The organism is Citrobacter sp. CK181 (assembly GCF_030333595.1).
In the GTDB taxonomy this organism is placed as follows: Bacteria; Pseudomonadota; Gammaproteobacteria; order Enterobacterales; family Enterobacteriaceae; genus Citrobacter_B; species Citrobacter_B koseri.
On sequence record NZ_JAOWFN010000015.1, the window covers coordinates 109,246 to 131,401 of the forward strand.

Annotated in this window: 20 protein-coding genes; 7 read left to right on the forward strand and 13 right to left on the reverse strand. The window is 57.7% G+C overall.

Annotated elements, in window-relative coordinates; genetic code table 11:
• Window positions 1-11: 11 nt before the first annotated feature.
• Window positions 12-785 carry a glucitol operon DNA-binding transcriptional repressor SrlR gene (gene srlR, locus OGW17_RS17810; RefSeq protein WP_012134817.1) on the forward strand — a complete coding sequence of 258 codons (774 nt, stop codon included), beginning with the start codon at window positions 12-14 and terminating at the stop codon, window positions 783-785.
• Window positions 778-1,743 carry an arabinose-5-phosphate isomerase GutQ gene (gene gutQ / locus OGW17_RS17815; RefSeq protein ID WP_071257940.1) on the forward strand — a complete coding sequence of 322 codons (966 nt, stop codon included), beginning with the start codon at window positions 778-780 and terminating at the stop codon, window positions 1,741-1,743. Before srlR ends, gutQ begins: the two co-directional genes overlap by 8 nt.
• Here the strand turns inward: gutQ and norR are convergent.
• Window positions 1,740-3,260 (reverse strand): nitric oxide reductase transcriptional regulator NorR, encoded by a 1,521-nt coding sequence (gene norR / locus OGW17_RS17820; RefSeq protein WP_012134819.1) that lies wholly within the window; start codon window positions 3,258-3,260, stop codon window positions 1,740-1,742. The two genes, gutQ and norR, sit on opposite strands and share 4 nt — an antisense overlap.
• Before the next feature lie 186 nt (window positions 3,261-3,446).
• Here norR and norV point away from each other — a divergent pair, with 186 nt between their 5' ends.
• Window positions 3,447-4,895: an anaerobic nitric oxide reductase flavorubredoxin gene (norV, locus tag OGW17_RS17825; protein WP_012134820.1), complete on the forward strand. Its 1,449-nt coding sequence runs from the start codon at window positions 3,447-3,449 to the stop codon at window positions 4,893-4,895.
• Entirely contained in the window at window positions 4,892-6,025 is a 1,134-nt protein-coding gene (gene norW / locus OGW17_RS17830) for an NADH:flavorubredoxin reductase NorW (protein WP_071257938.1), read from the forward strand. Before norV ends, norW begins: the two co-directional genes overlap by 4 nt.
• A gap of 257 nt (window positions 6,026-6,282) precedes the next feature.
• Here the strand turns inward: norW and hypF are convergent, their stop codons facing one another.
• The 3 genes from hypF to OGW17_RS17845 all read right to left on the reverse strand — a co-directional run bounded on the left by hypF (window position 6,283) and on the right by OGW17_RS17845 (window position 10,381).
• Window positions 6,283-8,523, reverse strand: a complete 2,241-nt coding sequence (gene hypF, locus OGW17_RS17835; protein ID WP_071257937.1) for a carbamoyltransferase HypF — start codon at window positions 8,521-8,523, stop codon at window positions 6,283-6,285.
• Between the two features lie 144 nt (window positions 8,524-8,667).
• Window positions 8,668-9,213, reverse strand: coding sequence for an electron transport protein HydN (gene hydN / locus OGW17_RS17840; RefSeq protein ID WP_024130889.1), 546 nt, complete (start codon window positions 9,211-9,213; stop codon window positions 8,668-8,670).
• Between the two features lie 154 nt (window positions 9,214-9,367).
• Complete coding sequence (locus tag OGW17_RS17845; protein ID WP_071257936.1) at window positions 9,368-10,381, reverse strand: LacI family DNA-binding transcriptional regulator; 1,014 nt, start codon at window positions 10,379-10,381, stop codon at window positions 9,368-9,370.
• Between the two features lie 264 nt (window positions 10,382-10,645).
• On the opposite strand from OGW17_RS17845, the gene ascF reads away from it, so the two are divergent.
• Together ascF and OGW17_RS17855 are read left to right on the forward strand one after the other, a co-directional pair.
• Window positions 10,646-12,100, forward strand: coding sequence for a PTS cellobiose/arbutin/salicin transporter subunit IIBC (gene ascF / locus OGW17_RS17850; protein ID WP_071257935.1), 1,455 nt, complete (start codon window positions 10,646-10,648; stop codon window positions 12,098-12,100).
• 22 nt (window positions 12,101-12,122) lie between these two features.
• The gene (locus tag OGW17_RS17855) at window positions 12,123-13,547 is read left to right on the forward strand and encodes a 6-phospho-beta-glucosidase (RefSeq protein WP_071257934.1); all 1,425 of its coding nucleotides are present in this window, start codon (window positions 12,123-12,125) and stop codon (window positions 13,545-13,547) included.
• Window positions 13,548-13,629: 82 nt separating this feature from the next.
• Here the strand turns inward: OGW17_RS17855 and hycI are convergent, their stop codons facing one another.
• From hycI to hycA, 9 genes are all read right to left on the reverse strand, one after another.
• Window positions 13,630-14,085, reverse strand: a complete 456-nt coding sequence (hycI, locus tag OGW17_RS17860; RefSeq protein WP_047461683.1) for a hydrogenase maturation peptidase HycI — start codon at window positions 14,083-14,085, stop codon at window positions 13,630-13,632.
• Window positions 14,078-14,488 carry a formate hydrogenlyase maturation HycH family protein gene (locus OGW17_RS17865; RefSeq protein WP_071257933.1) on the reverse strand — a complete coding sequence of 137 codons (411 nt, stop codon included), beginning with the start codon at window positions 14,486-14,488 and terminating at the stop codon, window positions 14,078-14,080. The genes hycI and OGW17_RS17865 overlap by 8 nt, the downstream gene beginning before the upstream one ends.
• Entirely contained in the window at window positions 14,485-15,252 is a 768-nt protein-coding gene (gene hycG / locus OGW17_RS17870; RefSeq protein WP_012134830.1) for a formate hydrogenlyase subunit HycG, read from the reverse strand. The genes OGW17_RS17865 and hycG overlap by 4 nt, the downstream gene beginning before the upstream one ends.
• Window positions 15,252-15,794 carry a formate hydrogenlyase complex iron-sulfur subunit gene (locus OGW17_RS17875; RefSeq protein ID WP_049011105.1) on the reverse strand — a complete coding sequence of 181 codons (543 nt, stop codon included), beginning with the start codon at window positions 15,792-15,794 and terminating at the stop codon, window positions 15,252-15,254. Before OGW17_RS17875 ends, hycG begins: the two co-directional genes overlap by 1 nt.
• A 9-nt stretch (window positions 15,795-15,803) precedes the next feature.
• Complete coding sequence (gene hycE / locus OGW17_RS17880) at window positions 15,804-17,513, reverse strand: formate hydrogenlyase subunit HycE (protein WP_012134832.1); 1,710 nt, start codon at window positions 17,511-17,513, stop codon at window positions 15,804-15,806.
• A gap of 17 nt (window positions 17,514-17,530) precedes the next feature.
• Window positions 17,531-18,454 (reverse strand): respiratory chain complex I subunit 1 family protein, encoded by a 924-nt coding sequence (locus OGW17_RS17885; protein ID WP_012134833.1) that lies wholly within the window; start codon window positions 18,452-18,454, stop codon window positions 17,531-17,533.
• Window positions 18,455-18,456: 2 nt separating this feature from the next.
• Window positions 18,457-20,283 (reverse strand): formate hydrogenlyase subunit 3, encoded by a 1,827-nt coding sequence (gene hycC / locus OGW17_RS17890; RefSeq protein ID WP_071257931.1) that lies wholly within the window; start codon window positions 20,281-20,283, stop codon window positions 18,457-18,459.
• Complete coding sequence (hycB, locus tag OGW17_RS17895; RefSeq protein ID WP_047461668.1) at window positions 20,280-20,891, reverse strand: formate hydrogenlyase subunit HycB; 612 nt, start codon at window positions 20,889-20,891, stop codon at window positions 20,280-20,282. The genes hycC and hycB overlap by 4 nt, the downstream gene beginning before the upstream one ends.
• Before the next feature lie 146 nt (window positions 20,892-21,037).
• Window positions 21,038-21,499 carry a formate hydrogenlyase regulator HycA gene (hycA, locus tag OGW17_RS17900; RefSeq protein ID WP_071257930.1) on the reverse strand — a complete coding sequence of 154 codons (462 nt, stop codon included), beginning with the start codon at window positions 21,497-21,499 and terminating at the stop codon, window positions 21,038-21,040.
• Window positions 21,500-21,708: 209 nt separating this feature from the next.
• Here hycA and hypA point away from each other — a divergent pair, with 209 nt between their 5' ends.
• Entirely contained in the window at window positions 21,709-22,080 is a 372-nt protein-coding gene (gene hypA, locus OGW17_RS17905; RefSeq protein WP_024130894.1) for a hydrogenase maturation nickel metallochaperone HypA, read from the forward strand.
• Window positions 22,081-22,156 lie beyond the last annotated feature (76 nt).

The window sequence follows — 22,156 nt, forward strand, 5'->3', positions numbered from 1 at the left end:
TAATTACGCCTATGAAACCACGTCAGCGTCAGGCTGCTATTCTGGAGCATCTGCAAAAGCAGGGAAAATGCTCGGTTGAGGAGTTGGCCCAGTACTTTGACACCACGGGCACCACCATTCGCAAAGACCTGGTCATTCTGGAAAATGCCGGAACCGTTATTCGCACGTATGGCGGCGTGGTGTTGAATAAAGATGAATCCGACCCGCCTATCGATCACAAAACGCTGATCAACACCCATAAAAAGGCGTTGATCGCACAAGCGGCCGTTCAGTTTATCCACGATGGCGACTCCATCATCCTTGATGCCGGAAGCACCGTGTTGCAGATGGTGCCGATGCTTACCCGCTTTAGCAATATCACCGTCATGACCAACAGCCTGCACATTGTTAACGCCCTTTCGGAGCTGGACAACGAGCAGACCATCCTGATGCCCGGCGGCACATTCCGCAAAAAATCTGCGTCATTTCACGGTCAGCTGGCAGAAAACGCCTTTGAGCAGTTCAGTTTTGATAAACTGTTCATGGGCACCGACGGCATCGATCTCAATGCCGGAGTGACCACCTTTAATGAGGTCTATACCGTCAGCAAAGCGATGTGCAATGCCGCGCGCGAAGTGATTCTGATGGCGGACTCCTCAAAATTTGGGCGCAAAAGCCCCAACGTTGTGTGCAGTCTGGAAAGCGTCGACAAACTGGTTACCGACGCGGGTATCGACCCCGCGTTTCGTCAGGCGCTGGAAGCAAAAGGGATTGAAGTGATCATAACCGGAGAAACCAATGAGTGATGTATTACTGAACGCGGGTCGCCAGACATTACTGCTGGAGTTACAGGAAGCAAGCCGTCTGCCGGAACGCCTGGGCGATGATTTTGTCCGTGCCGCCAATACTATCCTCCACTGCGAAGGCAAAGTGATTGTCTCCGGTATTGGCAAGTCAGGCCATATCGGCAAAAAAATCGCCGCGACTCTCGCCAGTACAGGAACACCCGCGTTCTTTGTCCACCCGGCAGAAGCGTTGCATGGCGATCTCGGCATGATCGAAAGCCGGGACGTGATGCTGTTCATCTCCTATTCCGGCGGTGCGAAAGAGCTGGATCTCATTATTCCGCGCCTGGAAGATAAATCGATAACCCTGCTGGCGATGACCGGAAAGCCAACCTCCCCGCTGGGTCTGGCGGCAAAGGCTGTGCTGGATATCTCCGTTGAGCGTGAAGCCTGCCCGATGCACCTGGCGCCGACCTCCAGCACCGTCAACACCCTGATGATGGGCGACGCGCTGGCTATGGCGGTGATGCAGGCGCGCGGTTTCAATGAAGAGGATTTCGCCCGTTCACACCCTGCCGGGGCGCTGGGCGCGCGTCTGCTCAACAAAGTCCATCACCTGATGCGCCGTGACGATGCGGTGCCGCAGGTTCAGCTCACCACCAGCGTGATGGACGCCATGCTGGAGCTGAGCCGTACCGGGTTAGGTCTGGTTGCGGTATGCGACGCGCAGCGCGTTGTAAAAGGCGTCTTTACCGACGGCGACCTGCGCCGCTGGCTGGTTGGCGGCGGCACGCTGGCTACGCCGGTCAGCGAAGCGATGACCCACAACGGCATTACGTTGCAGGAGCAGAGCCGCGCCATCGATGCCAAAGAACTTCTGATGAAGCGCAAGATCACCGCCGCGCCGGTGGTGGATGAAAACGGTAAACTCACCGGCGCAATCAACCTGCAAGACTTCTACCAGGCAGGCATCATCTAACTTTTCAGCCCCAGACGCTTCGCCAGCCGATGCAGGTTGGCGACGTCTGTCTCCAGCGCTCGCGCGCAGGCGGCCCAGTTGTGGTTATTTTGCGCCAGCGCACGGCGAATCATCTCCCGCTGGAAAGCCTCGGTCGCGTCGCGCAGATTGTGATTTGCCGGTAGCGTCGGCGTACTGTCGTCAGGCAGAGCGGGAGAAACCTCCTCCTGTAAGGCAAAATGCTGCGCTTCCAGCACCACCTCATCCCCCGCCCGGGTCGCTCTTGCCAGAACCACCGCACGGTGGATCGCATGTTCCAGTTCGCGAACGTTTCCCGGCCAGCCATAGCTCAGCAGATGGCTACGCGCCCCCGGACTCAGCACCACGCGGGAAAGCCCCAGCCGCAGGCGGCACTGTTCGCAAAAATACCCGGCCAGCAAGACCACATCCTCACCACGCTCACGCAGCGGCGGCACGGAGAGCGGGAACACGCTCAAACGGTGGAACAGGTCGGCGCGAAAACGCCCGGCCAGCACCTCTTCGCGTAAGTCGCGGTTAGTCGCCGCCAGCACGCGCACGTCAACGCGCAGGCTGCGATCGTCCCCGACGCGTTGAATATCGCCATACTGCAAAACGCGCAGCAGTTTCGCCTGCAACGCCAGCGACAGCTCACCGATCTCATCAAGAAACAGCGTGCCGTTATCGGCCATTTCGAACTTACCGCTACGGTTGCTGATTGCCCCGGTAAACGCCCCTTTGACGTGGCCGAAAAGCTCGCTCTCCGCCACGCTTTCCGGCAGCGCGGCGCAGTTCAGATACACCAGCGGGTTCACCGCCCGTGGCGAGCCTTCGTGAATCGCTTTCGCCACCAGCTCTTTCCCGGTTCCCGTTTCGCCGCTGATCAGCACGTTGAGATCCGACCCCGCGACAATCTCAATCTCTTTTTTCAACTGCATCATATTTGGCGACAGGCCGATCATCTGCGTTTCTTTCACCTGTTCGAAAGAAGCGGAAGATCCCGGCAACATATTCTGGCTTTCTAATTGCTCAATAAGCAGCGCATTGCTCAGCGCCCCCGCCGCCAGCGCTGCGATGAGCCGCAGCTCTTCATCGCTGAAAACATCAAACTGATCGGGTTCCATGCCGTCAAGCGTGAGTGCGCCAATCAGGGTTTGCCCGGCGAACAGCGGCAGCCCGATACAGGCGTGTACCTTCAGGCTCTCCTGATCCGGGATCAGCCCGTCATACGGGTCCGGCAGGTCGCTGTCGGCCGGAAAACGCACCACATCCCCGGCACGGGCAATGGCTTCCAGTCGCGGATGCCCTTCCAGAGTAAAGCGCCTGCCCAGTACATCCTGCGCCAGACCGTCGATCGCCAGCGGAATAAACTGCCGCCCCTCATAGCGCAGCAGCGCCGACGCATCGCACTCCAGCACCTGACGCAGCGTGGTGATCAGGCGCTGAAAGCGGTCCTGATGCCCGATACCACTTTGTAATTCAATGGCGATGCCCGCCAGGACATCAACTGAAAAGCTCATGGCTACCTCATTGTCATTTTGACAATCAATAGTGTCATATTGACAATTAATTGAATAGTCTTTTTGACTACCATTTTATGAGTATAAATTTTTTAATTATTTAAAATCAATCAGTTAAAAAGTTGGCACGCATCCTGCTATTAGCAATACATCTTTCTTAAAAAAACTGTATTTACTGAGGTTGCTATGTCTATTCTGGTTAAAAATAACATTCATTGGGTTGGCCAACGTGACTGGGAAGTTCGTGATTTTCACGGGACCGAATATAAAACGCTGCGCGGCAGCAGCTACAACAGCTATCTCATCCGTGAAGAAAAAAATGTTCTGATCGATACCGTAGACCATAAATTCAGCCGCGAATTCGTGCAAAACCTGCGTAGCGAAATCGACCTGGCCGACATTGATTACATCATTATTAACCATGCGGAAGAAGACCACGCGGGCGCGCTGACCGAACTGATGGCGCAAATCCCGGATACGCCGATCTACTGCACCGCAAACGCCATTGACTCCATTACCGGTCACCACCATCACCCGGAATGGAACTTTAACGTCGTAAAAACAGGCGACACGCTGGATATCGGCAACGGCAAGCAGCTGATTTTTGTTGAAACCCCGATGCTGCACTGGCCGGACAGCATGATGACCTACATGACGGGCGACGCGGTACTGTTCAGTAACGACGCCTTCGGTCAGCACTACTGTGACGAACGTCTGTTCAACGATGAAGTCGATCAGACCGAGCTGTTCGAGCAGTGCCAGCGTTACTACGCCAACATCCTGACGCCGTTCAGCCGTCTGGTCACGCCCAAAATTACCGAAATCCTCGGCTTCAACCTGCCGGTAGATATGATTGCCACCTCTCACGGCGTGGTATGGCGCGACAACCCAACCCAGATCGTTGAACTGTATCTGAAATGGGCGGCGGATTATCAGGAAGATCGCATCACCATTTTCTACGACACCATGTCCAACAACACCCGCATGATGGCCGACGCGATTGCGCAAGGCATCAACGAAGTTGACCCGAACGTGGCGGTGAAAATCTTTAACGTCGCACGCAGCGATAAAAACGAAATTCTGACCAACGTGTTCCGCTCCAAAGGCGTGCTGGTCGGTACTTCTACGATGAACAACGTGATGATGCCGAAAATCGCCGGTCTCGTTGAAGAGATGACTGGCCTGCGCTTTCGTAACAAACGCGCCAGCGCTTTCGGTTCCCACGGCTGGAGCGGTGGCGCGGTAGACCGTCTGTCCACCCGTCTGCAAGATGCCGGCTTCGAGATGTCACTGAGTCTGAAAGCGAAATGGCGTCCTGATATTGATGCCCTGGAACTTTGCCGCCAGCACGGCCGCGATATTGCCCGTCAGTGGGCGCTCGCTCCGCTGCCGGAAACAAATGTGAAAGCGACAACCCAGGAAGAAGAGTGCGCCTGTGCCGCCGCCGCTGCGGCTGACCTCGGCCCAAGCATGCAGTGCAGCGTGTGCCAGTGGATTTACGACCCTGCAAAAGGTGAGCCGTTGCAGGATGTCGCGCCGGGTACGCCGTGGAGCGACGTACCGGATAACTTCCTGTGCCCGGAATGTTCATTAGGTAAAGACGTCTTTGATGTGTTGGCAACGGAGGCAAAATGAGCCGGGGAATTGTCATTATTGGTTCGGGCTTCGCCGCCCGCCAGTTAGTCAAAAACATCCGTAAACAGGACGCGACCGTAGCGCTGACCCTGATTGCCGCTGACAGTATGGACGAGTACAACAAACCCGACCTCAGTCACGTCATCAGCCAGGCGCAGCGTGCCGACGACCTCACCCGCCAGTCGGCGGGGGAGTTTGCCGAACAGTTTAATCTGCGTCTGTTCCCACACACCTGGATTACGGACATTGATGCCGACGCCCATGTGGTAAAAAGCCAGGACAAGCAATGGCAGTTCGACAAACTGGTACTGGCGACAGGGGCATCAGCCTTTGTTCCGCCGGTTGCCGGACGTGAGTTAATGCTCACACTGAACAGCCAGCAGGAGTATCGCGCCTGTGAAACGCAACTGCGTGACGCGCAGCGCGTACTGATCGTCGGCGGCGGTCTGATTGGTAGCGAGCTGGCAATGGATTTCTGCCGTGCGGGTAAAGCCGTCACGCTGATTGACAATGCCGCCAGCATTCTGGCCTCGCTGATGCCGCCGGAAGTGAGCAGCCGTTTGCAGCATCGTCTGACCGATATGGGCGTACATCTGCTGCTGAAATCGCAGTTGCAGGGTCTGGAGAAAACCGCTACCGGTATTCGCGCCACGCTGGATCGCGATCGTCAGGTAGAGGTGGATGCGGTCATCGCCGCGACCGGCCTGCGCCCGGAAACCGCGCTGGCGCGCCGTGCCGGGTTGACCATCAACCGTGGCGTCTGCGTTGACAGCTATCTGCAAACCAGCCACCCGGATATTTATGCGCTGGGAGACTGCGCGGAAATTAACGGCCAGGTTCTGCCTTTCCTGCAACCGATTCAGTTAAGCGCCATGTATCTGGCGAAAAATCTGCTCGGCGGGAACGCGCCGCTGAAGCTGCCCGCCATGCTGGTGAAAATCAAAACGCCGGAATTGCCGTTACATCTTGCAGGCGAAACCCAGCGTTGCGACCTGAACTGGCACATTGCGGCGGAGTCCGAAGGGATGGTCGCCCGAGGCATGAATACCGAAGGTCAGCTTTGCGCCTTTGTGGTGAGCGAAGACCGCATGAAGGAGGCCTTTGCGCTGCTGAAAACGCTGCCCGCGTAAGTTCATTGTGCCGGGTGGCGGCTGACCTGCGAATCATGACGCCGTAGGCCTGATAAGCGCAGCGCCATCAGGCAATGTTCGAACATCTTTGCCGGACGGCGGCGTAAACGCCTGATCCGGCCTACGGGAAGCGCCTGTTTGTACGTCGCCATCCGGCGATACTGCCACTGATTTATTAACCTCACGCACACGGAAGTGCGCTGCTGCTTGTCGGTATGCCCCGACACGTTTCGCCCCGCCAGTCCCGGGGCTTTTTTTTATTTCTGCGCCAGCTCGCGCGCTGCGGCGATCGCTCCCTGCCCTAACGACACTCCCCCATCTCCGGCCGGTAAACGCTGCGGGAACAGTAAGGTAAAATCAGCAAGACAGAACGCCAGACGCCTGCACAGCAAGCGGTTATGCAGCACACCGCCGCCGAATACCAGCGTGGTGATCCCGCGTGCGGTCGCTTCCTGACGCAGCAGCGTGGCGAACCCATGCGCCAGCGCGTCGTGAAAGGCCCACGCCCGCTCCTCGGGAGCAGCCTGCCAGTTCAGCCACTGCCGCCAGAACGTGGCTAAATCCAGCTGGTTGTTTTTAACCGGCATCGTCACCGGATGTTCAACGCGATTGCATCGCGAAGCCAGCGCCTCCAGCGCACAGGCCGCTTCCCCTTCATAACTGAGCGTGTCAGGCGCGCAGCCTGATGCGGCGGCGACGGCATCGAACAGGCGTCCGCACGACGACGCCAGCGGGGCGTTGATTCCGCGCTCAATGGCCCGCGCCAGCACGTTCCACTGCTGTTGTTGCAACGCAGCCGTTTCTGGATAGTCCCGCCAGTCAGGAACAAAGCGCAGACACTGCGCCAGCAGGTTGCGCCAGGGCTGCTTCGCGGCGAGATCGCCGCCCGCCAGCGCGACGGCGGGCAGGCCGCCAAGATGCTCGCATTCACGGTAATTAACGCGTAAACACTCTCCGCCCCACAGCGCGCCGCCCTCTCCCATACCGATGCCGTCGAGCGTCAGGGCAATCACATCGCCGCCGTTCAACGGCCAGCCGTGCTCGACCATACATGCCGCCGCATGCGCATGGTGGTGCAATACCGTTTCGGTCGGAAGCGTCATCTCGCTGGCCCACTGGCTGGAGACGTAGCCCGGATGCGCGTCGCAGACAACGCGTTGCGGCGTAAAATCGTAAATGTTCTGAATCAAACGCAGCGCGTCACGCCACTGCGTTTGAATGCCGTCATCGCTGAGATCCCCCAGATGCTGGCTTACCACCGCCTGCTCGCCGCGCACCAGACAGAAGGTATTTTTCAGATCGGCGCCCAGACAAAGCATCGGCGGCACATCGCGAAATCCCGGCGGCAGCGCGATCGCATCCGGCACATAGCCCCGCGAACGGCGTAGCATTTCGCCGCTGTCACGCACGACCGAGTCATCCATTCGCTGCACGATATCGCGGTTGTGCAACAGAAAACCGTCAGCGATCGCCTTCAGGTCGTCCAGCGCCTGTTGGTTAGTGATGGCCGGCGGTTTACCGCTAAGGTTGCCGGAGGTCATCACCAGCGGACAATTCAGCGCCTGTAAAAGCAGATGCTGGAGCGGATTCGCGGGCAGCATTACCCCCACTTCCGCCAGCCCCGGCGCGATCCCCTCGCACAGCGACGCGACATGCTGTTTATCCACCAGCACGATGGGGGCGGCCGGCGTAGTCAGCAGTCGGCGCGCCGCATCCGGCAAGCCTTCCGTATCCGGCAACATTACCGCCAGCGGTTTCGCAGGGCGGCGTTTACGCGCCCGCAGCATCGCCACCGCCTCATCGTTTTGCGCATCGCAGGCCAGATGAAAGCCGCCAATGCCTTTGATGGCGACAATGCCCCCCGCTTTTAACATCGCGACGGCAGCCTGTAGCGCGGCGTCTTTTTCCGCCCGAGCGCTGCCAGAGCGCCACGCCAGATGCGGGCCGCAGGCCGGGCAGGCAACTGGCTGGGCGTGGAAACGGCGGTCGTACGGATCGCGGTATTCCGTCGCACACTTCCTGCACAACGGAAACGATGCCATCACGGTAAACGGACGGTCGTAAGGCATCGCACGAATGATCGTAAAACGCGGGCCGCAGTGGGTGCAGTTGATAAAAGGGTAACGGTAGCGCCGCTCGCCGGGCGTATTCATTTCGGCGAGACAGGCCGGGCATGTGGCCGCATCGGGCACAATTTGCGTATTCATCGTTCCGCCCGCGCTCTGGCGAATGGAGAAATCGGCAGGCAGTTGAGACCAGTCAAACGGCTCGCTCTCGACGCTGTCAATACGGGCCAGCGGCGGGCAATGTTGATGTAACTGCACAATAAACTCCGCCGGATCTTCCTGTAAGCGCACAACCACACCGTCACCGTCGTTACACACGTCGCCATGCAGTTGTAACCGCTGCGCCAGTTGCCAGACGTAGGGGCGAAATCCGACGCCCTGTACCTTGCCACGAATACGCAGCTGTACGCCGGAGTGGTTGTTTATTGTCATGAAGTCGTTCCCGCAGTCATCTATCCCGGTTTGCCTGATGGCGCTACGCTTATCAGGCAAACCGGGGATACGAACAGTAGGCCGGATAAGGCAAGACCGCCATCCGGCATGAATACCACCGTATTTTACGCGGTTTTTCAGGAATCAGAAAAGCAAAGACGCGGAGGAGTCCAGCGCCGCACGGCGACGTTTTTCCGCGCTCAGTTGTTCAAGTTTGTTGCGATCGACGCAAATCAGCGCGTGGGTCGGACAGGCCTCCATACAGGCAGGGCCGGCCTCGCGGTGGTGGCAAAGGTCGCATTTGTTGGCCTCCGCTTTTTCCGCCCGGACGTTCAGGCCCGCGCCGCTGTTGCGAATCACCGGACGCACAACCACTTCCATCGCGCCGTATGGGCAAGCGACCACGCAGGTTTTACAGCCAATGCAACGCTCCTGCATCACATGTACGAAACCTTTATCACGGCTGATGGCGCCGTTCGGGCAGACGTTGGCGCACGGCGCGTCTTCACACTGGCGGCACAGCGTCGCCGTGGAGACATTCACACCTTTGATCACATGGATGCGGGGTAAGAAAGTTTCAGGGGTCAGCGACGCGCAGTCCTGGTTTTCCTGATGAGACACCACACAGGCCACTTCACAGGTACGGCAACCAATGCATTTATTGGCGTCGGCAATGATGAAACGGTTCATCAAATTCTCCAGCAATGACAGATTATGTGCCGAAACATTCATAAATCGTGCCAGTTTTTAACTGATTGTTATTGCTTGATATTTGATGATGACATTGTGACCAGGCACTGTCATCGTCACGAATGACGATGACAAATGACAATGTAAAGCGGGATCAGCGGGCAGGCAGCAGCGCTGCCGAATCGCGCAGGATCAGCGCACCGGTAAAGGTTTTTGGCGGCGTAAATTCACCGCCGTCCAGCATGAAGATAAGACGTCCAATCGTCTCCTGAATCATCTCCGTGACCGGAATTTTAACGCTGGAAAGCGCCGGGATGGTATAGGGCGCCATCGCGATGTCGTCGAATCCGATGACCGAGGTCTGCGCAGGCACGCTCATGCCACGCTCGTGTAACTGTTTGATGGCGCCAATCGCCATATCGTCATTACTGGCTACCAGCGCGGTAAAATTCACCTTGCGCGCCAGAAGCGTATCCACCCCTTCAGCACCGCTGGCGGGCGTCCACTTTCCGTTGACAATCAATTCGTTATTGATAGCGATGCCGTGTCGCGTCAATGCGTCTTTATACCCTGAGAGACGCTCCACGCCGGTAGGGGAATCCATCGAACCAGTGATAAACGCAATCTCGCGATGCCCCCCGGCGATCAACTGTTCCACCGCGTTAAAACTGGTCTGCTTCTGGTCGCAATAAACGCAGTGGCTGCTGTTTCTTCGCAGCCGACGGTTAAGCACCATAATGGGCTGGGCGTGTGAGTCGATAATGTCGTCAATCTCATCCACACTAAGAAAACGGGGATAAATCATAATGGCGTCGCAGCGCAGATCGAGCAGATACTGAATCGCCTGACGCTCTTCTTCCGCGCTATGTTTGCCGTCCGCGAGCAGAAGCTGACGCCCCTTATCCTCTGCCATCCGCGCCGTATGAAACAGCAGCTCGCTAAAATAAACGCCGTGGTAAAGGGTGTTCGTCACCACCAGACCGAGGGTCTGCGTTTTCTTCGCCGCCAGACTGCGCGCTAACAAATTGGGTCGATAGCCGCTCTCTTCAATGGCCTGAAACACGCGGTCTTTGGTCTCCTGGCTGACGTAGCCGTTACCTGAAAGCACCCGGGAAACCGTCGCTTTCGACACCCCGGCGCGCTTCGCCACCTCCAGCATCGTCGTCATATTACTCATCCATTAGCACTCAATGACACGCAGTGTACTTCACCGTACCGTTGTTGTCCTTGATGGTAAATCACCGCCCAAAACAACAAGTGATCCTTCTCACAATTATAAAAAATGATCGAATTGTGATCTTGTATCACTCAGTGAAACTATTCATGATTTTGTGGAACCGGTTTCCTATTTTGCGTTTCATTGCCCACGTTTTTTTAGCGAAAAGGCGTAAGACGATAAAACTACCCTATTGATAAAACAGGATAAAATCCGATGTCTAAGAATTATGCGGCACTGGCGCGCTCCGTGGTGACGGCGCTGGGCGGTGTGGATAACATCACCGCCGTGACACACTGCATGACGCGTCTGCGTTTCGTTCTCAAAGATGACGCGCAGGTCGACAGCGCGACGTTGAAAACCCTCAGCGGCGTTCTCGGCGTGGTTCGCAGCGACAACCAGTGTCAGGTGATTATCGGCAACACCGTTTCACAGGCGTATCGCGAAGTCGTCAGTCTGCTGCCGACCGATATGCAGCCCGCAGCGCCCGTCGGCAAACCTAAACTCACCTTTAAACGCATCGGCGCGGGGATACTTGACGCGCTGATCGGCACTATGTCCCCGCTGATCCCGGCGATTATCGGCGGATCGATGCTGAAACTGCTGGCCATGATCCTCGAAATGACGGGGCTGCTGGAAAAAGGCGCCTCCACGCTGACCATCCTGACGGTAATTGGCGACGGCGCATTCTTCTTCCTGCCGCTGATGGTGGCGGCGTCAGCGGCAATCAAGTTCAAAACAAACATGTCGCTGGCGATTGCCATCGCAGGCGTGCTGGTTCACCCGAGTTTTATCGACCTGATGGCGAAAGCCGCCGAAGGTGAACACGTTGAATTTGCCCTGATCCCGGTGACGGCGGTGAAATACACCTACACGGTGATCCCGGCGCTGGTGATGACGTGGTGTCTTTCATACATCGAACGCTGGGTGGATCGCATTACCCCAGCCGTCACGAAAAACTTCCTGAAACCAATGCTGATCGTCCTGATCGCCGCCCCGCTCGCCATTGTTTTAATCGGCCCAATCGGGATCTGGATCGGTAGCGCCATCTCCGCGCTGGTTTACACCATTCACGGCTATCTGGGCTGGCTTTCCGTCGCCATCATGGGCGCGCTGTGGCCGCTGCTGGTCATGACCGGGATGCACCGCGTCTTTACCCCAACCATCATCCAGACCATTGCTGAAACCGGCAAAGAAGGCATGGTCATGCCGTCTGAAATTGGCGCTAACCTGTCGCTGGGCGGTTCCTCTCTGGCCGTCGCATGGAAAACCAAAAACCCGGAACTGCGCCAGACGGCGCTTGCCGCCGCCGCTTCCGCAATTATGGCGGGGATCTCCGAACCAGCGCTGTACGGCGTGGCGGTACGTCTGAAGCGTCCGCTGATTGCGAGCCTGATCAGCGGTTTTATCTGCGGCGCGGTGGCAGGTATGGCGGGGCTTGCCAGCCACTCGATGGCGGCGCCGGGCCTGTTCACCAGCGTCCAGTTCTTCGACCCGGCGAACCCGATGACCATCGCCTGGGTGTTTGGCGTGATGGCGCTGGCCGTGGTGCTCTCTTTTGTTCTGACGCTGATCCTCGGCTTTGAAGATATCCCCGTGGAAGACGCAGCCGCGCAGGCAAGAAAAAACCAGGCCGCGCAACCGACTACTGCAAAAGAAGCCAGCATCTGACTGGCGCATATTGAGGATGACTATGTCTGTATTTCCGCAAGGATTTTTATGGGGCGGCGCACTGGCCGCCAACCAGTCTGAAGGGGCATACCGGGAAGGCGGCAAAGGGCTGAGCACCGTCGATATGATCCCGCACGGCGAGCACCGTATGCCGGTCAAACTGGGGCTGGAGAAACGCTTTCAACTGCGGGATGACGAATTTTATCCAGGCCATGACGCGATTGATTTTTACCATCGCTATAAAGACGATATCGCCCTGATGGCGGAGATGGGCTTCACGGTGTTTCGCACCTCGATCGCCTGGAGCCGTCTCTACCCTGACGGCGATGAGCTGACGCCGAACGAAGAAGGCATCGCGTTTTATCGCGCGGTGTTTGAAGAGTGTAAAAAGTACGGTATTGAGCCGCTGGTCACGCTGTGCCACTTCGATGTGCCGATGCACCTGGTGACGGAGTACGGCTCCTGGCGCAATCGCAAAATGGTGGAATTCTTTACCCGCTACGCGCGAACCTGCTTTGAAGCCTTTGACGGTCTGGTGAAATACTGGCTGACGTTCAACGAAATCAACATCATGCTGCACAGCCCATTCTCCGGCGCGGGCCTGGTGTTTGAGGAAGGTGAAAATCAGGATCAGGTGAAGTATCAGGCCGCGCATCACGAGCTGATTGCCAGCGCGCTGGCGACCCAAATCGCCCATGAGGTCAACCCGCAAAACCAGGTCGGCTGTATGCTGGCGGGGGGCAATTTTTATCCGTACTCCTGTAAACCGCAGGACGTCTGGACCGCGCTGGAGAAAGACCGCGAAAACCTGTTCTTTATCGATGTGCAGGCGCGCGGCGCTTACCCGGCCTATTCCGCCCGCGTCTTTCGCGAGAAAGGCGTGGTGATTGAAAAAGCCCCGGAAGACGACGCTATCCTGAAGAACACCGTCGATTTTGTCTCGTTTAGCTACTACGCGTCACGCTGCGCTTCAGCGGAGATGAACGCCAATAACACCAACGCCGCCAACGTGGTGAAATCGCTGCGCAATCCGCACCTTGACGTCAGCGAATGGGGCTGGGGGATTGACCCGCTTGGTCTGCGCATCACCATGAATATGATGTATGACCGCTACCAGAAGCCGCTGTTTCTGGTGGAAAACGGCCTCGGCGCGAAAGATGAGCCGGACGCGAAAGGTGAGATCCATGATGATTACCGCATCAGCTACCTGCGTGAACATATTCGGGCGATGGCCGACGCCATTGAAGACGGCGTGCCGCTGATAGGTTACACCACCTGGGGCTGCATCGATCTGGTGTCCGCCTCGACAGGCGAAATGAGCAAACGCTACGGGTTTGTGTATGTCGACCGTGACGACGCTGGCAACGGCACGCTGGCGCGTACCCGCAAAAAATCATTCTGGTGGTACAAGAAAGTGATTGCGAGTAACGGGGAAGATCTGGCGTAGCCCGTTTTGCCGGGTGGCGGCTTCGCCTTACCCGGCCTACAAAACCGTAGGCCCGGTAAGCGTAGCGCCACCGGGCACCCGCTCAGAGCGGAGAAAATCCCCCATCGCCAACCCACTCTGCAAGCCTTGAATAAACCACTTCCACCGCCTCTTTCACCGGCGGCGTCATCGGATAATAAAAGCCAACGATATCCGGCTGGATGCCGAGGAAAATCACGTCGCCAACGTCCTCTTTCAGCTGATCCACCAGGTAATTCAACGGCATATTGTGGGTGGTCATCATAAACATTTCGGCGATGTCATCCGGGTCGATGATGCGGATCTCGCCCGGATTCAGCCCCATATCGGTCGCATCGACAATCAGCAGACGATCCGGGCGCAGTTCGCGGATCGCGACAATATCGTTCTCCGGCGCGCTGCCGCCGTCAATAACAACCCAGTTGCCTTTAGGCTGCGCGGCGCACATTTCGGCCAGCAGCGGCCCGGCGCCGTCATCGCCCATCATACTGTTGCCGACGCACAATAAAACGTCAGTCACGGTGTCTCCTCACCATCAGATAGATGGCGCTTTCCTGATGAATATCGTGGAGCATACTCAGCATCAGCTTGCTCCACGCCTGCTGTTGCGGGCTTTGCGCAGCGAGCGCGCTGTCGAAAGCGCGCGCCAGCATTTGCACATGGTTAAAATCGATGACGATCTCGCCGTACTTTGGCACGCCTTCCATTTTACGTCTGGCCTCGCTTCCCTCTTCCAGAGTCGCGATCCACGCCAGATAATCCTCCCACGAGCAGGTTAACGCCGCTTCCAGGCAGTCGATGACCCCAAGGTGGTGGCCAATCGCCAGGCTGTAATAGACAACCTGCTGCGCCTCGGCGGGCGTCGCATCGTTCTCATCAATAAACTTACGGCTCAGTTGACTGAACACCACCGTTTCACTCATCGGATACGCGCCTCTTCAACCACATGATTCAGGTGAGTGACGATCTCGGTCAGACGCGGATCGTTTTCCGCTTCCAGCCAGCGCGCCACCTGATGTTCACCCTGCCCCAGTTGGGTCAGGTAATCATCGGCGATCTGACGGCCATAGCGATAACCCGCCAGACGACGCGCCGCGCGATCCACCTTCACGCGCAGCGGCTGCACCATGTCGGGATGCAGAATCTCTGCCGCCTGCTCGTCCAGCTCACCCGGCGCGCGGGCGTGGATTTTCTGCTCCAGCAAACCCAGCGCCATCGCAAAACCGTACAACGTTGCCGCAGGCGTCGGCGGGCAGCCCGGAATGTAGACATCCACCGGTACGATTTTGTCTGTACCGCCCCAGACGCAGTACAGGTCGTGGAAGATACCGCCGCTGTTGCCGCAGGCGCCGTAAGAGATACAGATTTTTGGGTCCGGCGCGGACTGCCAGGCGCGCAGCGCCGGAGAACGCATCGCGCGCGTCACCGCCCCGGTGAACAGCAGAATATCCGCATGACGCGGCGACGGGACGACTTTGATGCCAAAACGTTCGGCGTCAAACAGCGGAGAAAGGGTGGCAAAAATTTCAATTTCGCAGCCGTTGCAGCCACCGCAGTCCACGCGGTAGACATACGCCGAACGCTTAATGTTTTTCAGCAAAGACGCCTTCATGCTGGCGATGGATTCATCCACCGTCATCGGCAGCGGAATGCCGTTGGCGTCGCGTGGGCCTAATAAATTGCTCATCAGCTGGCCTCTTTCATATGGCGAGTCAGTTCAATACGGTCGGACGGCACCAGGCATTTCTGACGCTTGCAGTCCGGGCAGGTCTCAAAGCTTTCACGGTGATGTTCCGCGCGGCTGTCGCCATTGTGTTTCAGCAGCGCGATGGCGTAATCAATCTCTTTCTGCACCGCGAAAGGACGGTTGCACACGCGGCAATTGCACAGCGTAAAGCGGGACTGTTGCAGAAAGTCCTCTTTCTTCCACACCGCCAGCTCATATTCCTGCGAGAGTTTAATCGCCGCCGTCGGGCACACTTCTTCGCAGCGGGCGCAAAAGATGCAACGCCCGAGGTTGAACTGCCAGGCCAGCTCGCCGGTAACAAGGCAGGTTTCAACCGTCAGCGCATTCGACGGGCAGGCATTGACGCAGGCTGCGCAGCCAATGCACTGCTGCGGGTTATGCTCCGGTTTGCCACGGAAGTTTTTATCGACCGCAATCGGCTCCAGCGGATATGACGACGTCGGCGCGCCGGTTTTGATAACTTTTTTGATAAAGGTAAACATGGCGATTCCTTATTTCAGCGGCGAGTTTTTACGCTCAATGCTGTAGCGCTCAAGTTCTTTGTACGGCACGACTTTGCTCTTCTTCTTACGCACATCCACCACGGTCATGCGGTCGGTACAGGAGTAGCAAGGGTCGAGGCTACCGATGATCAGCGGCGCGTCGGAGACCGTGTTACCGCGCAGCATATAGCGCAGGGTCGGCCAGTTAGCGTAGGTCGCCGCACGGCAGCGCCAGCGGTACAGCTTCTGGTTGTCGCCGGTCATGCTCCAGTGGATGTCATCCCCGCGCGGCGCTTCGGCAAAGCCCAGCGCAAAACGGTGTGGGATATAGGTAAAGCCTTCCACCATCAGCGGGCCGCCCGGCAGGTTATCCAGGCCGAAATCGATCATGTTCAGCGCGGTGTACACTTCGTTGATGCGCACTTTCAGACGGGAGATGACGTCACAGCCCTGCTCGCTATGCACTTCCATCGGCAGCAGGCCGTAGCCGACAAACGGGTGATCGGCGCGGGTATCGCGGGCGTGACCGCTGGCGCGCACCATCGGCCCTACGTTACTGAAGTCGCGGGCGATTTCCGGGTCGAGGCGCCCAATGCCGACGGTGCGCTGCTCCATGTTCGGCGTGCTGAGCAGCATATCCACCAGTTCCTGCACCTCGCGGCGCATCTGCTGCGCCAGTTGACGGGTCTGGATCATGTCCTCTTTCAGCAGATCGCGACGAATCCCGCCGATCAGGTTCAGACCGTAGGTTTTACGCGCCCCGGTAAGGATCTCCGCCATCTTCATCGACGTTTCACGCACGCGGAAGAACTGCATAAAGCCGGAGTCAAAACCGGTAAAGTGGCAGGCCAGGCCGAGGTTCAGCAGGTGTGAATGCAGGCGCTCCACCTCCAGCAGAATGGCACGGATCATCTGCGCGCGTTCCGGCACCACGATGCCCATCGCATTCTCGACGGAGGTGGTATAGGCGGTGCTGTGAGCAAAGCCGCAAATGCCGCACACGCGATCCGACAGGAAGGTGACTTCGTTGTAGCCCATGCGGGTTTCCGCCAGTTTCTCCATGCCGCGATGGACGTAGAACAGGCGGTAATCGGCGTCGATAATGTTTTCGCCGTCAACAAACAGGCGGAAGTGACCCGGTTCATCAGAGGTGACGTGCAGCGGGCCGATCGGCACCACGTTGTTTTTCTTGTCACCCAGCTCGTTGATAAATTCGTAGGTTTCGGCATCAGTGGTCGGCGCCGGACGTTGACGGTAATCCATGCTGTCTTTACGCAGCGGATAGAGTTCATCCGGCCAGTCATCCGGCAGCACCAGACGGCGTTCGTCAGGCAGGCCGACCGGAATTAAACCGTACATGTCGCGCACTTCACGTTCGCCCCACACCGCAGCCGGCACGCGCGGCGTCACGGACGGAAACTCCAGTTTGTTGGCATCGACTTCAACGCGCACGGTAATCCAGCACTTCGTCCCCTGCTCCATCGACAGCACGTAGTAAACGGCATAGTGGCCGCACAGCTGGCGTTCGTCGTTGCCAAACAGTACCGAGAGCCATCCGCCCTGTTTGTAGTAGAGAAACTCCACCACTTCCGGCAGGTAGTTCACCTTCACGGTGAGGGTCAGCTGATCTTTGGTCTGCCAGGCTTCGTCCAGCACCACGCCCGGAAAAGCCTGGTGCAGCGCCGCAAGGTATTGTTGACCTAATTTTTCTTCAGACATGCTCAAACTCTCTTAAATCACGCCACCAGCAAGGAGACGAATGCTAAAAACGCAAACCCAAAACCGGCCCAGGTCACGCGTGAAGTGGCGCAAAAACGCAGGCGCGCCATGCTGTTTTCGAACAGGGCAATCACCAGTACGCCAGCGATCAGCTTGACGATGGCAATGACCAGCGCCAGCAGCAGCCCACCCGCGCTGAAGGTCTCCATCTGTCCCCACGGCAGGAATACGCCGACAAACATTTGCAGCACCACCAGCTGTTTCAGGCTGATGCCCCACTTCAGCACCGCGAAGCCGCTGCCGCTGTATTCGGTCAGCGGGCCTTCCTGCAACTCCTGCTCCGCTTCCGCCAGATCGAACGGCAGTTTGCCCATCTCGATAAAGGTGGCGAACGCGCAGGCGCACAGCGCCAGCATCAGCGGAATGCTGCGCGCTGCCGGCCAGTGGTAAATCGTGTCGGTGATATTGCTGATGTGCGTGGAACCGGCCACCTGCGCCGCCACCCACAGGCCGAGCAGCAGGATTGGCTCCACCAGTACGCCGAGCATCGCTTCGCGGCTTGCGCCGATCGCGGTAAACGGACTCCCGGTATCCAGACCGGCAATAGAGAAGAAGAAGCGGGCGATCGCAAAGAGGTAGATCAGGGTGATCAGATCGCCCAACTGCGGCAACGGTGAACCAACCGTCACCACCGGCAGCGCGGTCGCGATAGTCAGCATGACGCCGACCATCACAAACGGCGTCAGGCGAAAGACCCAACCGGAATCGGCAGGCGCAACGCTCTGGCGCCCCAACAGTTTGATCAGGTCGCGATACTCCTGCAAAACGCCCGGCCCGCGACGGTTGTGCAACCGGGCACGCGCCACGCGGGTAATACCGGACAGCAGCGGCGCTGCGGCAAATAACACCAGCGCCTGAATTAACGGATATAACACACTCATTCTCAGGCTCCTCGTGAAACCACAATCACCACCAGCACCGCCAGCTCAATCAGCGCCAGGCGGCGGAACAGAACCGGTGCCGCCGCATTCTGCCAGCCCGGAACCAGCGATACCGGGTTAAGCCATTTACGCAACTTAAGTACCGGGGCAAAGGCCTCTTTCACCGGCATGGCGAAACCGTGGGCGGTAATCACCATCGACTGCTCGTGGTCGTAGCCACAGACCCAGGCCGCGCCGCGTGAACGCGACGGCAGACGGTTGCCTTTGAAAATCGCCATGATGATGAACGGCAGCAGCGGACAGGCGATCAGCAGCAGCGCGATCATCGGCTGAGAAACGGTGGTGTTCGCCGTCTCCAGCGGCAGAGGCACGGCAGCGGAGATCAGCGGCAGCAGCCACGGCGCGGCAACGCCGCCCAGCACGCAGCAAATGGCCAGCGCGACGACGCTCACCCCCATCAGGATTGGCGCACAGCAGGCGTTTTCCGCCTCTTTGGTACGCGGCGCGCCGAGGAAAGTGACGCCATAGACTTTCGCCATACACATCACCGCCAGCGCACCGGTAATCGCCAGCCCGACGGCCAGCAGCGGCCCTAACAGACGGCCAATGAACGCGCCGCTGTTGCCCAGTTTGAAGAAGGACTGATAGATAACCCACTCACCGGCAAACCCGTTCAGCGGCGGCAGCGCGGCCATCGCCATCAGGCCAATCAACATCGCGACAGAAATCACCGGCATACGCTTGCCGATGCCGCCCAGTTTTTCAATGTCGCGGTGCCCGGTACGAAACCAGATGCTGCCCGCGCCCAAAAACAGCACGCTTTTGAACAGGCTATGGTTGACCAGATGATAGAGAGCGCCGGTCAGGCCGAGCGCAATCAACGCCGGTTGATTAAGGGCGATACCGGTGACGCCCGCGCCCAGACCGAGCAGGATAATGCCGATGTTTTCCAGGGTGTGGTACGCCAGCAGACGCTGAATGTTATGTTCCATCAGCGCATACAGACCGCCGACAAACGCGGTGATCATGCCGAGCACCAGCAGCAGAACGCCCCACCACAGCGGCGCATTGCCGCCAATCAGCGATAAAGAGAGAATGCCCAGCAGACCCATTTTCATCACCACGGTAGAGAACAGAGCCGCCGCCGGCGCACTGGCGTTGGCGTGCGCCTGTGGCACCCAACCGTGCAGCGGGATAATCCCGGCCAGCAGACCAAAACCGACTACGCCGAGCAGCCAGATGTCAGAACCGAGCGGCAGCGCCTGGGCGCGCAGATCGAGCAGACGCAGCTCCAGCGTGCCGTAACGCTGCCACACCAGCCAGCAGGCGACAGCCAGCAGCAGCGTACCGATACGCCCCAGCGCAAACCACAGTTTGCCCTCTTTGCTGCAACCGGTAAGAAACACCGCGCACAGTGCCATGATTTCCGCCATCACCACCAGCGTACCAAGATTGCTGGCGACGACCGCGCAAACTGCCGCCGCCATCAGCAGGTTTACCAGCAGCCCGTTGGCTAACACCTGCGGGTGACGATGCCAGTCGATGTTGTACAGGCTGACGAACAGCCCGCACAGCCCAAGCGTAATCAGCCAGATGGCGTTCAGCGGGGTGATTTGTAAACCATGACCGATCAACGGCATCACGCCGCTGACCGCTGTCGCATTCACCAGGACGGAAAAACCCGCCGCCGCGGTATACAGACTGCCGACCGCGCCGCCGACACCGGCGACCCAGCCGCTCAGCGCTTTATGAAAGGAGAACAGAAATGCCAGTACGGCCGCCGCCGCGAACCAGGCCACACCGCTATTGATCAGTGAAATTGCGTTCATTTTGCCTCCCCACTTTGCGCCTGCTGAAACAAGGTGAGATCGCCAAAATCGGTGTTGAAGGTCAGCTCACGTTTGCGCTTGCTGGCGCGGGCGATATCCATGTTATTCACCAGGTGTAACGCGTTGGTCGGACACATCCGCACGCAGGCCGGGCCTTGTTCGTCGAAGCTGCACAGATCGCATTTGACCGCGATGGCGCGCACGCCCGGCACCCAGTCCAGCAGAGTACTGACGCGTGCCGGCGCGGGAGGCGCCGGCGGGGCTTTCGGTGAATTGGCATTCGCCGGAATATGCAGCGGACGGCTGCCGGAAAATTCAATCGCGCCGAACGGGCAGGCAATGCCACACAGCTTGCAGCTTACGCACAGGCTTTCATTCAGCTGTACGGCGCCGTCTACCCGATTGATGGCATTCACCGGGCACACCACGGCACAGGGCGCATCTTCACAGTGGTGACACAGCTGCGGCGCGGATTCTTTTTCATTGAGCATCACTTTCAGCCGCGGCATTGATTGCAGGCCGTGCTGGCGATGCGTCTCTGAACAGGCTGCTTCACAGGTGTGGCAGCCAATACAGAGCGTGGAGTCAGCAATTACAAAACGATTCACCAGGCATTCCTCAGGTGATAGTCATTTTTGACGAAAACATGTCTGAAAAATGTCATTTTCGACACTTATCGACATTCCCATCCCCTCAAACATTCATATGCAGCGTGAAGCGCACGCCGCGAGTAACAACGGGCAGCGCCTCGTGCTTATGCCGCCGGGCTATTTCCCTTTACCAGTTGACGTAAATTCACCGGGCGATTGTTTTCCACGGCGGTGTACAGGCTGTCGTAAACGCTGGCGATTTTTTCGAGATAGTGCTCCAGCACCTGCTCGCGATCGCGGTTACTGACCTTCTCATCAACGAGGCCGTCAATGGTCAATTGCGCTTGTGCAATCAACTGCTTATCTTCACCGTCTTTGGTTTTGACGTAATACTCGATGGTGTGGCTGTTAAAACCGTCCGCCAGGGTGACGTAAATCGTGAAGTGCTCGAAAAGCACAAAGCACAGATCTTTGTCCGGCGCACAGCTCATGGCGTGATGCAGACGCGCTTTTGATAAGGTGATCCCCTGAACCAGTGAGTTGCAGTAGGTTCGCCACTGGTCCAGCAGGCGATGATGCCGCTGCGCGATGTAATCAGCCTTTTCGCTTATTTCCCAAATAGTCATGTCAGGTTACCCGGTTAGCAGAGATAGCCAGCCTTAAGCATTTTCCATGCCAGTTTTTAAATCTTTATTTTTCATGACGATACAAAAACAGCCATCACGTTCGACGCCGTGACGACATGTCATTTCGTCATCGTCGTCATTGTCACGAGCAAGGGAAAAATAACTGGCATATTTATTGCTTATTCAGGGCAATGAATTCGGGAGGCGATATGCACGAAATAACTCTCTGCCAACGGGCACTGGAATTAATTGAACAACAGGCCGCAGCGCACGGTGCAAAACGGGTAACTGGGGTCTGGCTCAAAATTGGCGCATTTTCTTGCGTAGAAACCAGCGCTCTCGCCTTTTGTTTTGATCTGGTATGCCGTGGCACCCTGGCGGAAGGTTGTAAACTCCACCTCGAAGAACAAGAAGCCGAATGCTGGTGCGAGTCTTGTCAGCAGTACGTCACGTTACTGACGCAGCGCGTGCGCCGTTGCCCGCAATGCCAGAGCGACACGTTACGCATTGTGGCCGATGACGGGTTGCAGATTCGCCGAATTGAAATAGACAGTAATCCAACGCCGGATAGCGACGCCTGAGCGTCTTATCCGGCCGACAGGAATGGCCTGAGTTGTAGGCTGCATAAGCAAAGCCGCCATCCGGCAATAGATTTAC

Excerpts from the sequence above, each read along its gene's own strand:
- hypA (WP_024130894.1), top strand. The coding sequence starts at position 21,709 with ATGCACGAAATAACTCTCTGCCAACGGGCACTGGAATTAATTGAACAA.
- srlR (WP_012134817.1), top strand. The coding sequence starts at position 12 with ATGAAACCACGTCAGCGTCAGGCTGCTATTCTGGAGCATCTGCAAAAG.
- norV (WP_012134820.1), top strand. The coding sequence starts at position 3,447 with ATGTCTATTCTGGTTAAAAATAACATTCATTGGGTTGGCCAACGTGAC.
- gutQ (WP_071257940.1), top strand. The coding sequence starts at position 778 with ATGAGTGATGTATTACTGAACGCGGGTCGCCAGACATTACTGCTGGAG.
- hycE (WP_012134832.1), bottom strand. The coding sequence starts at position 17,513 with ATGTCTGAAGAAAAATTAGGTCAACAATACCTTGCGGCGCTGCACCAG.
- OGW17_RS17845 (WP_071257936.1), bottom strand. The coding sequence starts at position 10,381 with ATGACGACGATGCTGGAGGTGGCGAAGCGCGCCGGGGTGTCGAAAGCG.
- OGW17_RS17885 (WP_012134833.1), bottom strand. The coding sequence starts at position 18,454 with ATGAGTGTGTTATATCCGTTAATTCAGGCGCTGGTGTTATTTGCCGCA.
- norR (WP_012134819.1), bottom strand. The coding sequence starts at position 3,260 with ATGAGCTTTTCAGTTGATGTCCTGGCGGGCATCGCCATTGAATTACAA.
- hycG (WP_012134830.1), bottom strand. The coding sequence starts at position 15,252 with ATGAGCAATTTATTAGGCCCACGCGACGCCAACGGCATTCCGCTGCCG.
- norW (WP_071257938.1), top strand. The coding sequence starts at position 4,892 with ATGAGCCGGGGAATTGTCATTATTGGTTCGGGCTTCGCCGCCCGCCAG.
- OGW17_RS17875 (WP_049011105.1), bottom strand. The coding sequence starts at position 15,794 with ATGTTTACCTTTATCAAAAAAGTTATCAAAACCGGCGCGCCGACGTCG.
- ascF (WP_071257935.1), top strand. The coding sequence starts at position 10,646 with ATGTCTAAGAATTATGCGGCACTGGCGCGCTCCGTGGTGACGGCGCTG.
- hypF (WP_071257937.1), bottom strand. The coding sequence starts at position 8,523 with ATGACAATAAACAACCACTCCGGCGTACAGCTGCGTATTCGTGGCAAG.
- hydN (WP_024130889.1), bottom strand. The coding sequence starts at position 9,213 with ATGAACCGTTTCATCATTGCCGACGCCAATAAATGCATTGGTTGCCGT.
- OGW17_RS17855 (WP_071257934.1), top strand. The coding sequence starts at position 12,123 with ATGTCTGTATTTCCGCAAGGATTTTTATGGGGCGGCGCACTGGCCGCC.
- hycA (WP_071257930.1), bottom strand. The coding sequence starts at position 21,499 with ATGACTATTTGGGAAATAAGCGAAAAGGCTGATTACATCGCGCAGCGG.
- hycC (WP_071257931.1), bottom strand. The coding sequence starts at position 20,283 with ATGAACGCAATTTCACTGATCAATAGCGGTGTGGCCTGGTTCGCGGCG.
- OGW17_RS17865 (WP_071257933.1), bottom strand. The coding sequence starts at position 14,488 with ATGAGTGAAACGGTGGTGTTCAGTCAACTGAGCCGTAAGTTTATTGAT.